Raw genomic sequence first — 13,797 nt, forward strand, 5'->3', positions numbered from 1 at the left:
GGAGTCCCTTGATCAAGCTAAGGTAAGGCTTGCCTATTAAGACTCTACTGAAACTCCCCCGCACTGGAGCACGCTCATGTCCGTGGCCCTGAAGACCTCACCGGACGGTGCAGTCGCGCGAGCCCTCGGTGAGGTGTACCGACGGCTGGCAGGAATCTGCGAAGTGCTGGACGTACGGATCACGGAAACCCCTCAAGTCGCCCTCTCCGCCGCCGAGCTGGCATCCGACCGCACCGCACTGGACGCGTTCGTCGAAGCCGAGGCGGCCCGCGTCCGAGACCGTCACGGCGTCGCCGTACGCCCGGACGTCGCCGCGTCCCGCGCCCTGCACGACTACGCCTGGACGGTGGGCATGCTGATGGGCGGCGCCTGGCACCTGGAACGACGGGTGCCCCGGATCCGCCCCGAGGACCTCCGCCTCGACCTCGCCTCCGGGACGTACGAGATCGCCCCCGGCACCGAACTCGCCTGTCTGCCGGAGGACACGATGACCGCACTCCCCGGTGTACTGACACTCCCTCAGGAGGACCAGCTGCGGGCCCAGTTGCGCATGTCCCTCGCCGAACACATGCGCCCGCTCCTCGCCGCGATCGCCCCCGTCGCCCGCCGCCGCTCACGCGCCCTGTGGGGCATGGTCTCCGACGACCTCGTCTCCGCGATCTGGTACCTCGGCCGGACCCTGGGCGAGGAGGGCGCCGCGATCAGGGCCGCCACCGAGGTCCTGCCGATCCCGGTGCCGCCGTACCCCAGCGGCGCCGACTTCCGCTATCTGGTGGGTGACGACGGCAGCCGGCACGCCACCCGTACCCGCACCGGCTGCTGCATGTTCTACGCGATCCGCCCGGCCGAGGCCTGCTCGACGTGCCCGCGCACGAGCGACGCGGAGAGGCTGCGGAGACTGGAGAGTTAGCCGGCGGTCGCCAGGAACTGCGTCGCCGCGAGTTCCGCGTACAACGGGTCGGACTCGACCAGTTCCCGATGCGTCCCCACCGCCCGTACTCGCCCCGCGTCCATGACCACGATCCGGTCCGCCATCGTCACCGTCGACAGCCGGTGCGCGACGACCAGCACCGTCGTCGTACGCGCCACATCGGACACCGTGTCCCGCAGCGCCGCCTCGTTGACCGCGTCCAGCTGTGACGTCGCCTCGTCGAGCAGCAGCAGCCGGGGGCGGCGCAGCAACGCGCGGGCGATGGCTACGCGTTGACGCTCGCCGCCGGACAGCTTGGTGCCGCGATGGCCCACCAGGGTGTCCAGGCCTCCCGGCAGGCGTGCGACCAGACCGTCGAGCCGGGTCGTCTTCACCACCCGTGCCAGCGCGGCCTCGTCGGCCTCCGGGTTGCCGAGCAGGAGATTGTCCCGCAGTGACCCGGACAGCACCGGCGCGTCCTGCTCGACGTACCCGATCGCCGAACGCAGCCGCGGCAGTTCCCAGTCGGCGAGGTCGCGGCCGTCGAGGGTGATCGAGCCGGACTCGGGGTCGTAGAACCGCTCGATGAGCGAGAACACCGTCGTCTTCCCGGCGCCGGAAGGGCCGACGAACGCCGTCATCCCCTGGGCGGGCACGGCGAACGTCACGCCGTGGTGGACGTACGGCAGGTCGTCGGCGTAGCGGAAACGCACGTCGGTGAACGCGAGTTGGGCGGGTTCCGCGCCGGTGGCGGGCAACGGGGCGGGCGCGCCGGCCGGTTCGGCGGGCAGCCGCAGCGCCTCCTGGATACGGGCGAGCGCGGCCGAGCCCGTCTGGTACTGGGTGATCGCACCCACCACCTGCTGGATCGGCGACATCAGATAGAAGACGTACAGCAGGAACGCGACCAGTGTGCCGACGTCGATCGCGCCGGTCGCCACCCGTGCCCCGCCCACCGCGAGGACGGTGATGAAGGCGATCTGCATCGCGAGTCCCGCCGTATTGCCCGCGGCCGCCGACCACTTGGCGGCCCGTACGCTCTGCCGCCACGACTCCTCGGCCGCCTCGTGCAGGGTGCGTTCCTCGCGGTGTTCCGCGCCGGACGCCTTCACCGTGCGCAGCGCGCCCAGGATCCGTTCCAGGGAGGCGCCCATCACCCCGACCGCGTCCTGTGCCCGCCGGCTGGCCCGGTTGATGCGCGGCACGATCAGCCCGAGGACGGTCGCCGCGCCCGCGATGACGGCCAGGGTGACGCCCAGCAGCACCGGATCGACCAGGCCCATCATGACCACCGTGGCCACCAGGGTGAGCCCGCCGGTGCCGAGACCGACCAGGGAGTCGGTGGTGACCTCGCGCAGCAGGGTGGTGTCCGAGGTGATGCGGGCCATCAGGTCACCCGGCTCGCTGCGGTCCACGGCGGTGATCCGCAGCCGCAGCAGATACGACGACAGCGCGCGCCGCGCCCCGAGCACGACCGACTCCGCGGTGCGCCGCAGCACGTACGAACCCAGCGCTCCCAGCGCCGCGTTGGCCACCACCAGGCCCGACATGACGAGCAACGCGCCGGTGATGGTGCGGTCGTGGGAGAGGTCGTCGATCAACTTCCGTGCCACCAGCGGAAGCAGCAGTCCGGTGGCGCCCGTGACCAGGGAGAGCAGGGCGCCCGCCAGCAGGGCCCAGCGGTGCGGGCGGACGTATCCGAGGAGCAGCCGCCAGGTCGGCGGGGCCTGCTCGGTCGCGGCGATGCTCACGGCGCTCCTTGCGGGTCGGGCGGAGCATTCAGGCTACGTCCGCCCCCTCGCGCAAGGCTCGCCAGTTCCGTGTCACGGACAGGATCAGGGGGCGTTCGGCGCCACGGGGGAGGCAGGCGTCGAGCATTCCGGTCAGGACCTCGCCCGGTCCGAGTTCCAGGTAGGTGGTCGTGCCGTCGGCGCGCAGCCGGGCGACCGCGTCCGCGAAACGGACCGGCCGGCGCAGGGCGCGGACCCAGTAGCCGGGCTCCGTGGCCGCCTTGGTGATCGGCTCCGCCGTGGTGTCGGACAACAGCGGGATGCGGGGGACGTGCAGCTCCATGGTGAGCAGGGTGCGGTGGTAGGCGGCCAGGAGGGGTTCGAACCGCGGGGAGTGCGCGGCCGCGTCCACCCGGAGCACATGGGTGCGCCGTCCCCGCGCCGACCACTCCTCGCACACCGCCGCGACCGCCGCGCGGTCCCCGGACACCACGACCGACCGCGGCCCGTTGACTGCCGCGACCACCACGCCCGGCGCCGGACGCAGTTCCCGCGGGGCCGCCTCCACCGCCGCCATGCTCCCGCCCTCCGGCAGTTCTCCCATCAGCCGCGACAGTGTGCCGACCGCACGGCAGACGTCCGGCAGCGAGAACACCCCCGCCGCGTGCGCCGCCGCCAGATGCCCCGCCGAGTAGCCGAACAGCACGCCGGGGCGCAGCCCTTGGCTCTCCAGGAGCCGGTACTGGGCGACCTGCACCGCGAAGATCGCCGGAAGGCCGAACACGACCCGGTCGAGGAGCGCCGCCGCGCGTGTCCCGGCCGGGGCGAACATCACGTCCCGCAAGGGCAGTTCGAGATACGGGTCGAGGAGGCGGCACACCTCGTCCAGCGCCTCCGCGAACACCGGTGAACCGGCGTGGAGTTCACGCCCCATCTCCGGCTGCTGCGACCCGGCCGCCGAGAACAGGAACGCGGTGCGGCCCCGCGGCACCCGAGCCGCCGGGCCCGTCGGCGGCATGCTCGTCAGCCGCGCCACCACCTCCTCGGCCGACCCGCACACCACGATCCGCTCCAGATCCCCGGGGCGCAGAAAACCCTCGTCGCGGGCGTGCTGGAGGAAGGACAGCAGCGGACGGTAGAACCCGGACGGGTCAAGCAGCAGACACGGCTTGCCGTGCAGGCCCAACTGCCCCCAGGACAGCGCCTCCAGCAGCTCCTCCGCCGTACCGAGCCCGCCCGGCAGCGCCACGAACGCGTCCCCGGACGCGGCCATCCGCGCCTTGCGCTGATGCAGGTCCGCGACGACCTCCAGCTCGGTGAGCCCGGTATGGGTGAGCTCGTACGGCAGCATGGCGTGCGGCACGACCCCGGTCACCGCGCCCCCGGCGGCCAGCGCCCCGTCCGCGACGGCGCCCATCAGACCGGTGCGGGCACCGCCGTAGACGAGCCGGATCCCCGCCTCGGCCAGGACCCGGCCCAGCGCGGTGGCGTCCCGCAGATGGCCGGGCCGCTGACCGGGGGAGGCGCCGCAGAAGACGGTCACGGCACTCACGCCCACAGTCCGTACCCCCTGGTCAGAATGGAGTGCGGGTCATACCGCTCCTTGGCGCGGGCGAGGTCCGCCCAGACGGGGCCGAAGTGGACCCGCCAGTCGTCCGGGGTCATCGGCAGCGCGCTCACGGGGTGCAGGACACCGCCGAGGGCCCTGGCCCGCTCGTACAGGACGCGATTGGCGGCGACCATCCGCCGTACGGTCTCCGGGTCCGTGGGCGGCGCGGTGCGCATCAGGGAGAGCAGGCACAGGAGTTCACCGGGCGGCCTGCGCAGCAGCGGTGTGCGCAGGGCGCGCCCCGACAGCGGCCGGAGCTGGACCGTTCCGCAGCAGCGCAGGCCCCGCTGATCGGCCTCGGCCAGCACCGCCGGGACGAAGGACGCGGCCGCCGCCTCCGGGAGCAGCAGCGTCAGCCAGGGGTGCGGGCGGTCCCACTCGCCGGTGGCGCGCAGCAGACGTTCGTCGCGGTCGAGGCGGTGCAGGTATTCCGCGAACGACAGATCCTCGATCTCCTCGGTGTCCCGGTCGTGGTCCAGGTCGCCGATCAACAGGTCGTCCACGCAGGACAGTCGGCCGTCGTGCGGGGTCACCGCCTCGATCATGTACCGCCAGGTCCCGCCGAGCGCCGGGCGGGCCTGTCCGGCGACATGGGTGAAGCGGCTGTCGCGGGCGAGGCGCCGCTGGTCCGTGAAGTAGGTGCCGGGGTCGTCGTGGTAGAGGCGGTAGCGGCGGACGAGTTCGGGGGCGGGCACCAGACGGAGGGTGGCCCGGACGACGAGCGCGCACTGGCCGAGGCCGGCGAGGACCGCGTGAAAGAGGTCCGGGTGCTGCTCGGGCGAGCAGATCAGCCGCTCGCCGGTACCGGTGACGACCTCCAGCTCCCGTACCCAGTCGGCGACCAGACCGCAGCGGTGACTGGAGGCGCCGAACCCGCCGGTGCTCAGCACCCCGCCGACACTCGCCCCCAGATGGTCGGGGAGCACCGGCGGCACGAGGCCCTCGGCGAGCGCGGTCCGTACGACCTCGTTCCAGGTCGCGCCCGCTCCGGCGACCAGGGTCCGGTCGCCCGGCACACAGCGCACCTCGTCGAAGGCACCCATGTCGACGACGTACCCGCCGTGTGCCTGCCCCTGTCCGTAGGGGGCGTGCCCGCGGCCCCGGGCCGCGACCGGCAGTCCGTGCGATCCGGCGAAGGTGACGAGTTCGCCGACCGCCGCGCAGGAACGCGCGGTCAGCACACCGAGCGGACGGGATTCGACGATATGGCCGAAATCGCGTGAGGCGGGTGTCGTGCCCTCGTGAGTCGTATTCACGCCACACGCTCCCAATGGCGTTCGTCGAATCCGGAATCCGGTATTCGACTGTCGAAAATTTCGGAGAACACCCGATGTTGCAGAAAGCCGTGCTCGGCGTGCCGTTCGGCGATCAGCGCGGCCATCCGTTCCAGCACACGCTCGGGAGGCGGTTGTTCGTCGAGGCTTTCCACATCCAGCGCGTACTTGGCGCAGCATTCCAGGACGGCCTCGAAACCGTTGACGGAGGCCGCGAGCAGCCGGTGCCGCGGCTCGTGCCAGAGCGCGGCCAGTTCCGCGAGCAGACCGCGGCCGGGTCCGTCCGGGGCGAGCATCTCGCGCGCCCGGCGGGTGAGGGCCGCGACGTACTCGTCCGGCCCGGGCGGGGACAGCAGGCGCACCGTCAGCCGCCAGGACAGCTCGGCCCGGCGGGCGGCCAGCTCCCGCAGCAACGAGATCGAACCACCCTCCACGATCACCAGCCGATACCGGCCGCCCAGCTCCTCCACCAGCCTGACCAGCGCGTCCGTCGCCGCCACCGCGCTCAGATCACCGTCGGCGAACGTACGGTCCCCGAGCCAGTACCGGCACACCCCCGGCACCTCCGCCCCCGCACGGGCGCTCGTCGTGGCCAGGTCGGTGAAGCACTGGAGACGGTCGGCGACCACGATCGGCGCCCCCGTCTCGCGGGCCAGGCGCGTGGCCGCCGCACTCTTGCCGACCCCGGTCGGCCCGGCGATGAGATGGACCAATGGATGTGGAGTGGGTGGCGTATCAGTCATGTACGGCAACGTAAACGCGGAGAGCCGTGGACAAGAACCAGGCGGACATCTTGACCGGGCAAAGAGACGCCCACATTCCTGTGAGCCTGTTAAAGGGTTGAAATACCTGGGGTGCGCGGCTCAAGTCCGGGGAATCCGGAACGATATGAGAGAGCGTCGAGACGTTTCCTGACGAATTCTTGACGCATCGGCAGAGAATTCTCACCCGGAGGCCGTTCCATGCGATCCGACATGCTGCTCGCCGCCACCGAGCCCCTCCCCGGGGCTCCGACCGACGGCACCGTCCTCATCGGCTACGGAGCCATGGAGGAACTGACCCGATTCGCCGCCACCCCGGGCTGGACCGTGCACATCCCCGGCCACCCCGACGAGGCACGGCGGGCGGTCCTGGCGGCCGTGCGGGACGGGGAACGGGCGTATGTGCATGTCACCGCCGAGACCAACGGCGCTCCGCGCGCGACGGCGGAGGGGTTCCAGCTGGTGCGCGAGGGCCTCGAGGGCGTGGTCGCCGCCGTCGGGGCCACCCTCGACCCGGTGCTGCGCGCCACCGAGGGGCTGGATCTGGCCGTGCTCTACGCGACCACCGTCCGGCCCTTCGACGAGATCGGGCTGCGCACCGCCGCGCTGGCCGCCGACCGGGCGGACGTGGTGCTGGTCGAGCCCGGCCTCGCGGGGACCTCGGCCCGGGAGGTCGCCCGGACCCTGGTCCACGTACCGCACCGGCTGCTGGCCCTGGGCGGGGCGGACGTCCGCGACGAGGCGGCGCTGGGGCGGGCCATACGGGATTTCCTGAGGTGAGACGGGCATTTCCTGAGCTGAGGCCGCGGCTCCCGGCGGGACCGCTCACCTGCCGTTACTGATCAGTTGCACGTAGGGTCGAAAGGACGGACACCGCTCTACCGAAGGGTTCACCACCATGGCGCAGGAAGTTCGCGGCGTGATCGCACCGGGCAAGGACGAGCCGGTCCGGGTGGAGACGATCCTGGTGCCCGACCCCGGGCCGGGCGAAGCGGTCGTCCAAGTGCAGGCGTGCGGGGTGTGCCACACCGATCTGCACTACAAGCAGGGCGGGATCTCCGACGACTTCCCGTTCCTGCTCGGCCATGAGGCGGCCGGTGTCGTGGAGGCGGTCGGCGAGGGCGTCACCGACGTGGCGCCCGGGGACTTCGTGATCCTCAACTGGCGTGCCGTGTGCGGGAACTGCCGTGCCTGTCTGCGCGGGCGTCCTTGGTACTGCTTCAACACCCACAACGCCCGGCAGAAGATGACCCTCGCCTCGACCGGCCAGGAACTCGCCCCGGCGCTGGGCATCGGCGCGTTCGCGGAGAAGACCCTGGTGGCGGCCGGGCAGTGCACGAAGGTCGATCCGTCGGTCGCGCCACAGGTGGCCGGGCTGCTGGGATGCGGGGTGATGGCCGGGATCGGCGCCGCGATCAACACCGGCAACGTCGGCCGGGGTGACACGGTCGCCGTCATCGGCTGCGGCGGGGTCGGGGACGCGGCGATCGCCGGGTCCCGGCTCGCGGGCGCGGCGCGGATCATCGCCGTCGACATCGACGACGCCAAGCTGGACAAGGCGCGGTCGATGGGCGCCACCCACACGGTGAACTCGCGCGCGACCGATCCCGTCGAGGCGATCCGCGAACTGACCGGCGGCTTCGGCGCCGACGTCGTCATCGAGGCGGTCGGCCGCCCGGAGACGTACCAGCAGGCCTTCTACGCCCGCGACCTCGCCGGCACGGTCGTCCTGGTCGGAGTCCCCACGCCGGACATGAAGCTGGAACTGCCGCTCCTGGACGTCTTCGGACGCGGTGGCTCGCTGAAATCGTCCTGGTACGGCGACTGCCTGCCCTCCCGGGACTTCCCGATGCTCATCGACCTGCATCTGCAAGGCCGCCTGGACCTGGGAGCGTTCGTGACCGAGACCATCGAACTCAGCGACGTGGAGAAGGCCTTCGAGCGCATGCACCACGGCGACGTCCTCCGTTCGGTGGTGACGCTCTGATGGCCGTCCGCATCGAACACCTCGTCACCTCCGGGCAGTTCAGCCTCGACGGCGGCACCTGGGACGTCGACAACAACGTGTGGATCGTCGGCGACGACCACGAGGTCATCGTCATCGACGCCGCCCACGACGCCGAGGCCATCGCCGCCGCCGTCGGCGACCGCAGACTCACGGCGATCGTGTGCACCCACGCCCACAACGACCACATCGACGCCGCGCCCGCCCTGGCCGACCTCACCGGTGCCACGATCTGGCTGCACCCCGACGACCTGCCGCTGTGGAAGCAGACCCACCCCGACCGCGACCCCGACGCCCGCCTCCAGGACGGCCAGGTGATCGAGGCGGCCGGCGCGGATCTGCGGGTACTGCACACCCCGGGCCACGCACCCGGCGCGGTCTGCCTCTACGACCCGGCCCTGGGCGCCGTCTTCACCGGCGACACCCTGTTCCAGGGCGGCCCCGGTGCCACCGGCCGCTCCTACTCCCACTTCCCGACGATCATCGACTCGATCCGCGACCGGCTGCTCGCCCTGCCACCCGAGACAAAGGTCCTCACCGGACACGGCGACCCCACGACGATCGGCGCGGAGGCCCCGCATCTGGAGGAGTGGATCGCGCGGGGCCACTAGGAAGGCGATCACGCGGGGCCACTAGGCAGGCGACCGGGTGACCTTGCGAAGAACCGGGTGACCTTGCGAAAAGGTGACAGAAGATGTCCGGCTTACCCGGCACGGTGGTGTGAACGACGGACACACGGGAGGCCGGACATGTCACAACCGCTGAAGGGCAGGATCGCACTGGTCGCCGGGGCGACCCGGGGCGCCGGACGGGGGATCGCCGTGGAGCTCGGCGCGGCCGGCGCCACCGTCTACGCGACCGGCCGCAGCACCCGGACCAGCCGCTCGGAGTACGACCGCCCCGAGACCATCGAGGACACCGCCGCCCTGGTCACCGAGGCGGGCGGCGAGGGCATCGCCGTACCCACCGACCACCTCGACCCCGCACAGGTCCGCACCCTCGTCGACCGCATCGCGGACGAACAGGGCCGCCTCGACGTGCTCGTCAACGACATCTGGGGCGGCGAGAAGCTCTTCGAATGGGAGAACCCCGTCTGGGAGCACGACCTCGACAACGGACTCCGGCTGCTCCGCCTCGCCGTCGAGACCCACGCGATCACCAGCCACCACGCCCTGTCCCTGCTGCTGCGCCACCCCGGCGGCCTGGTCGTCGAGATGACGGACGGCACCGCCGAGTACAACGGCACCACCTACCGCAACTCCTTCTTCTACGACCTCGCCAAGACCTCCGTCCTGCGCATGGCGTTCGCCCTCGGCCATGAACTCGGCCCGCGCGGAGCCACCGCCGTCGCCCTGACCCCGGGCTGGCTGCGCTCGGAGATGATGCTGGAGAACTTCGGCGTCCGCGAGGACAACTGGCGCGACGCCCTCGACCGCGTCCCCCACTTCGCCATCTCGGAGACCCCGCGCTACGTCGGCCGCGCCGTCGCCGCCCTGGCCGCCGACCCCGACGTGGCCCGCTTCAACGGCGAGTCCCTCTCCAGCGGCGCCCTCGCCCGGACCTACGGCTTCACCGACCTCGACGGCAGCCGCCCGGACGCCTGGCGCTATCTCGTGGAGGTCCAGGACGCGGGGAAACCGGCGGACACGGCCGGCTACCGGTGAGATCAGCCGGCTATCGGTGGGATCGACTGGCTGCCGGTGGGTTCAACCGGCCACCTCCGAGATCAGGGCTGATCCACGGACGGGAGCTGCCTCCGCACCGACAGTCCGGGTGGCAGCGCCAAGTCGTCGCGTACGGCGGCGTAGTAGCCGTCACGTCCGGACGACCGCCAGATACGAACCGAGTGCGCCGATCACGACACCGAGCAGCGCGGGCAGTTGCTGTAGGAACGCGGACATGGGCGCGCGGTATCTGCCCAGTTGACCGACGGGGCACTACGGTGCGAGGCCATGACGGACACCACGCGCTTCGAGGGGTACGGAGTTCTCATCACCGGCGCGGCCCGCGGCATCGGCGCCGCGACCGCACGGCGGTTCGCCGCGGAGGGGGCGCGGGTACTGGTGACCGACATCGACGTGCCCGCGGCGGAGAAGACCGCGGCGAGCCTGCGCGAACAGGGCCTGGCGGCCGAGGCGTTCGGGTGCGACGTGGGGGACCGGGGGGCGGTGGAGGCGGCGGTCGCGCACGCCGTCGACCTCTTCGGCTCGCTCGACGTCCTGGTCAACAACGCCTTCCACTGCACCCCGGACGCCCCGCTCTTCGAGGACGAACCCGACGACGAGTGGGCCGCCGACCTCGACATCACCCTCACCGGCGCCTACCGCTGCTGCCGGGCCGCCCTCCCGCACCTCGCCGCCTCCGGTCGCGGCGCCGTCGTCAACGTCGGCTCCGTCAACGGCCTGTCCGACTTCGGCAACCACGCCTACAGCGCCGCCAAGGCCGGCCTGGGCTCCCTCACCCGTACCCTCGCCGGACACGCCGCGGCCCGGGGCGTCCGCGTCAACCTCGTCGCCCCCGGCACCGTGCGCACCAGCGCCTGGGAGGGCCGCGATGAGGAGCTCGACACTCTGCGCGAGCTGTATCCCCTGGGACGCGTCGGCGAACCCGAGGACATCGCCGCGGCCATCCTCTTCCTCGCCTCCCGAGACGCGTCCTGGATCACCGGGGCCACCCTGCCGGTCGACGGCGGGATCACCGCGGGCGACACCGGGTTCCGGCGATTCCGTAGGAACGCTTAAGTACTGATGTAGATCTTTTCACTTGTTCTTCGCGGTCGCCGTCGGGCAGCGTGGTCGTGTGCCCGACACCGAATCCCCTTGGCGCAGCGCGGACTTCCGCACCCTCTTCGCCGCCAGCACCCTCAGCCAGCTCGGCACCAACGTCAGTTATGTCGCCGTCCCCCTGATCGCTGTCCTCGCGCTGGACGCCGGTCCCGCACAGGTGGGCGCGCTGGCCACCCTCAGTACGCTGGCGTTCCTGCTCATCGGGCTGCCCGCCGGGGCCTGGGTGGACCGGATGCGGCACCGCCGGGTGCTGATCGTGGCCGACCTGGCCCGTGCGCTCCTGTTCGCCTCCGTGCCGCTCGCCTGGTGGACGGACACCCTCACCCTCGCCCAGCTGTACGCCGTCGTCCTCCTCAACGGTGCCGCGACCGTCTTCTTCGACGTCGCCTCCCAGAGCACCCTGCCCCGACTGGTCGGACGCGAGGCCCTCGTCCCCGCGAACGCCGCCCTGGTGGGCCTCCAGGCGGTCGGCAACGTCGCCGGACGCAGCGCGGGCGGCGCCATGGTCCAGTTCCTCACCGCCCCCGTCGCCGTCCTCGGCGCGGCGCTCACCTATCTGGCCTCCGCCCTCCAACTCACCCTGATCCGGGGCGAGGAGAGCCCGCGGGACCGCACCCGGCGAGCCGGCCTGAAGAACGAGATCGCCGAAGGCCTCCGGCACGTCTTCGGCAATCCGGAACTGCGCGCCCTCGCCCTCACCGCCGCCCTCATCAACCTGGGCATGCAGACCGTGAACACCATGCTGCCCCTCCTCTTCGTCCACGAACTCGGCCTCCCCGCCGGCGCGTTGGGCCTCTTCTGGGCCGCGGGCGGTCTGGGCCTCCTCCTCGGCGCCCGCTGCGCCCGCCCCCTCGCCGCACGACTGGGCTACGGCCGCACCCTCGGCCTGGTCGGCGCGGCACTGGCGCCCGCCGCCCTGCTCGTACCCCTCATCGACCGCGGGCCCTGGCCGTGGATCGCCGGCGCGGGATGGACCCTGATCCTGTTCAAGACCGGCACGGACAACGTCCTCGGCGTCAGCCTGCGCCAGCGGATGACCTCCGACGACCTCCTCGGCCGCATGAACGCCACCTACCGCTTCGCCCTGACCGGCATGCTCGCCATCGGCGCCGCCGTCTCGGGCGTGCTCGGCGAACTCATCGGCGTACGCGCCACGTTGTGGGTCGGGGGCGCGCTGATGGCGACGGCCTTCCTGCCGGTCTACCTCTCCCCGGTCCGCACCCGCCGCGAACTCCCGCAGCACGCCCCGGTCAAGACCCCGGCGAGGCAGCCGAGTTGATCCGCCCCTCGCGCCCCGCTCACAGCGCCCGAGCCAGAGCCCCGCTGATCCGCTCCACATCAGCCGCCGACGTACGCCAGTTGCTGAACGCCGCCCGCAGCCCCGGCACTCCGCCGTACACGGTCGGCGTCACGAACGCCTCGCCGGTCGCGGCCACCGCTCGGGCCAGCGCGTCGACCCGCTCCTGCGTCGGCTCCTTGGCCAGGGTGAAGCAGACGACGTTCAGCCGCACCGGGGCGAGCAGCCGCAGCCCGTCGGTCCCGGCGACGAGCTCACCCAGCTCACGGGCCAGCGCGACATTCCGCTCGACGATCTCCCGGTGCCCGTCCCGGCCGTACGCCATGAGCGAGAACCACGCCGGAAGGGCCCGCAGCCGCCGCGAGTTCTCCGGCGTGAGATGCACGAAGTCGGGCTCGCCGGCGGGCAGTCCGAGATACGGCGACGCGTTGTGGAAGACGGCCACCTGAAGATCCCGGCGCCGGGTGAACTGGACGGCCGCGTCATAGGGCACGTTGAGCCACTTGTGCAGGTCGACACAGACGGAGTCGGCCGCGTCGAGACCGTCGACGAGATCGGCGTACGACGGGGAGAGCGCGGCGAAGCCGCCGAACGCGGCGTCGACGTGCAGCCAGAAGTCGTGCCGTTCCTTGAGTGCCGCGACGGCCCGCAGATCGTCGAAGTCGACGGTGTTCACGGTGCCGGCGTTCGCCACCACGATCGCCGGGCGGCCCTCCAGACCGGACATCGCGGCGTCCAGCGCCTCGACGTCGACCGCCTCCCGGTTGCCGGGCAGCACGGGCACGGTCCGCAGCCTGTCCCGGCCGATGCCGAGCACGGAGAGGGCCTTGCCGATGCTGGAGTGCGGGCTCCCGGAGAGCACCTCGACCGGGCCGAGCGCCGCCGCCCCGTCCCGTGACACGGACACCCCCTGCCGCTCGCCCAGCCACTCACGAGCGAGGGCGAGCCCCACGGTGTTGGACGCGGTCGCCCCCGTGACGAACGCCCCGCTGTGCGCCGCGCCCAGCCCGAACAGCTCGCGCAGCCAGTCGACGGTCTCCCGCTCCAGGGCCGTCGCCCAGGACCCCACCGCCCCCGAGCCGTTCTGGTCGTAGGCGCTCGTCAGCCAGTCCCCGGCGACCGAGGCGGGCGTCGCCCCGCCGGTGACGAAGCCGAGGTAGCGCGGCCCCGCCGAGCCCGAGAAACCCGGCGCCCACCGCTCGGCGAACCGCGCGAGCGCCCCCTCCGCCCCGGCACCCCCCGTCGGCAGCGCCTCGCGGTCGGGCGCCTTGTCGAGCCGCACGACCGGCCGCTCGGCCAGCCCCGCCAGTTCACGGGCGGCGAGGTCGCGGGCGGACTGGAGGAGTTCGGGAAGCCGGGAGAGATCGTCGGCGAGAGTACGGTGCATGAGCGGCAGCCTAGGAGGGGCTTCTGCTCCGCGCCTGG

12 protein-coding genes are annotated in these 13,797 nt (G+C 72.2%); 7 read left to right on the forward strand and 5 right to left on the reverse strand.

Annotated elements, in window-relative coordinates:
• Window positions 1–76: 76 nt before the first annotated feature.
• A complete protein-coding gene (locus ABZ928_RS46865; protein WP_361534048.1) occupies window positions 77–910 on the forward strand; it encodes a (2Fe-2S)-binding protein in 834 nt (277 codons plus the stop codon).
• Here the strand turns inward: ABZ928_RS46865 and ABZ928_RS46870 are convergent.
• From ABZ928_RS46870 to ABZ928_RS46885, 4 genes are read right to left on the reverse strand one after another with little or no spacing between them, the layout of a single operon-like run.
• On the reverse strand, window positions 907–2,661 hold the full coding sequence (locus tag ABZ928_RS46870) for an ABC transporter ATP-binding protein (protein WP_361534051.1): 1,755 nt from the start codon (window positions 2,659–2,661) through the stop codon (window positions 907–909). The two genes, ABZ928_RS46865 and ABZ928_RS46870, sit on opposite strands and share 4 nt — an antisense overlap.
• Before the next feature lie 28 nt (window positions 2,662–2,689).
• Window positions 2,690–4,192, reverse strand: coding sequence for a TIGR00730 family Rossman fold protein (locus ABZ928_RS46875; RefSeq protein ID WP_361534054.1), 1,503 nt, complete (start codon window positions 4,190–4,192; stop codon window positions 2,690–2,692).
• On the reverse strand, window positions 4,189–5,505 hold the full coding sequence (locus ABZ928_RS46880; protein WP_361534057.1) for an FAD-binding protein: 1,317 nt from the start codon (window positions 5,503–5,505) through the stop codon (window positions 4,189–4,191). Before ABZ928_RS46880 ends, ABZ928_RS46875 begins: the two co-directional genes overlap by 4 nt.
• On the reverse strand, window positions 5,502–6,266 hold the full coding sequence (locus tag ABZ928_RS46885) for an isopentenyl transferase family protein (protein WP_361534060.1): 765 nt from the start codon (window positions 6,264–6,266) through the stop codon (window positions 5,502–5,504). The genes ABZ928_RS46880 and ABZ928_RS46885 overlap by 4 nt, the downstream gene beginning before the upstream one ends.
• Window positions 6,267–6,485: 219 nt before the next feature.
• Here ABZ928_RS46885 and ABZ928_RS46890 point away from each other — a divergent pair, with 219 nt between their 5' ends.
• The 6 genes from ABZ928_RS46890 (at window position 6,486) to ABZ928_RS46915 (ending at window position 12,354) form a co-directional block, all read left to right on the forward strand.
• A complete protein-coding gene (locus ABZ928_RS46890; protein WP_361534063.1) occupies window positions 6,486–7,064 on the forward strand; it encodes a transketolase in 579 nt (192 codons plus the stop codon).
• A 118-nt stretch (window positions 7,065–7,182) separates the two neighbouring features.
• On the forward strand, window positions 7,183–8,271 hold the full coding sequence (locus ABZ928_RS46895; RefSeq protein WP_361534066.1) for an S-(hydroxymethyl)mycothiol dehydrogenase: 1,089 nt from the start codon (window positions 7,183–7,185) through the stop codon (window positions 8,269–8,271).
• Window positions 8,271–8,900: an MBL fold metallo-hydrolase gene (locus ABZ928_RS46900; RefSeq protein WP_361534069.1), complete on the forward strand. Its 630-nt coding sequence runs from the start codon at window positions 8,271–8,273 to the stop codon at window positions 8,898–8,900. Before ABZ928_RS46895 ends, ABZ928_RS46900 begins: the two co-directional genes overlap by 1 nt.
• 138 nt (window positions 8,901–9,038) lie before the next feature.
• Complete coding sequence (locus tag ABZ928_RS46905) at window positions 9,039–9,953, forward strand: SDR family oxidoreductase (protein ID WP_361534072.1); 915 nt, start codon at window positions 9,039–9,041, stop codon at window positions 9,951–9,953.
• Between the two features lie 288 nt (window positions 9,954–10,241).
• Window positions 10,242–11,030, forward strand: coding sequence for an SDR family NAD(P)-dependent oxidoreductase (locus ABZ928_RS46910; protein ID WP_361534075.1), 789 nt, complete (start codon window positions 10,242–10,244; stop codon window positions 11,028–11,030).
• A 58-nt stretch (window positions 11,031–11,088) separates the two neighbouring features.
• On the forward strand, window positions 11,089–12,354 hold the full coding sequence (locus tag ABZ928_RS46915; protein WP_361534078.1) for an MFS transporter: 1,266 nt from the start codon (window positions 11,089–11,091) through the stop codon (window positions 12,352–12,354).
• Window positions 12,355–12,373: 19 nt separating this feature from the next.
• Here the strand turns inward: ABZ928_RS46915 and ABZ928_RS46920 are convergent, their stop codons facing one another.
• Window positions 12,374–13,759, reverse strand: a complete 1,386-nt coding sequence (locus ABZ928_RS46920; RefSeq protein ID WP_361534081.1) for a pyridoxal-dependent decarboxylase — start codon at window positions 13,757–13,759, stop codon at window positions 12,374–12,376.
• Window positions 13,760–13,797 lie beyond the last annotated feature (38 nt).

The sequence above is a fragment of the Streptomyces sp. NPDC046909 genome (assembly GCF_040644695.1).
Lineage (GTDB): Bacteria > Actinomycetota > Actinomycetes > Streptomycetales > Streptomycetaceae > Streptomyces.

What these genes read in the sequence shown, in the direction of transcription:
- ABZ928_RS46900 (WP_361534069.1), top strand. Translation starts at nt 8,271, where the DNA reads ATGGCCGTCCGCATCGAACACCTCGTCACCTCCGGGCAGTTCAGCCTC.
- ABZ928_RS46905 (WP_361534072.1), top strand. Translation starts at nt 9,039, where the DNA reads ATGTCACAACCGCTGAAGGGCAGGATCGCACTGGTCGCCGGGGCGACC.
- ABZ928_RS46920 (WP_361534081.1), bottom strand. Translation starts at nt 13,759, where the DNA reads ATGCACCGTACTCTCGCCGACGATCTCTCCCGGCTTCCCGAACTCCTC.
- ABZ928_RS46910 (WP_361534075.1), top strand. Translation starts at nt 10,242, where the DNA reads ATGACGGACACCACGCGCTTCGAGGGGTACGGAGTTCTCATCACCGGC.
- ABZ928_RS46865 (WP_361534048.1), top strand. Translation starts at nt 77, where the DNA reads ATGTCCGTGGCCCTGAAGACCTCACCGGACGGTGCAGTCGCGCGAGCC.
- ABZ928_RS46885 (WP_361534060.1), bottom strand. Translation starts at nt 6,266, where the DNA reads ATGACTGATACGCCACCCACTCCACATCCATTGGTCCATCTCATCGCC.
- ABZ928_RS46895 (WP_361534066.1), top strand. Translation starts at nt 7,183, where the DNA reads ATGGCGCAGGAAGTTCGCGGCGTGATCGCACCGGGCAAGGACGAGCCG.
- ABZ928_RS46890 (WP_361534063.1), top strand. Translation starts at nt 6,486, where the DNA reads ATGCGATCCGACATGCTGCTCGCCGCCACCGAGCCCCTCCCCGGGGCT.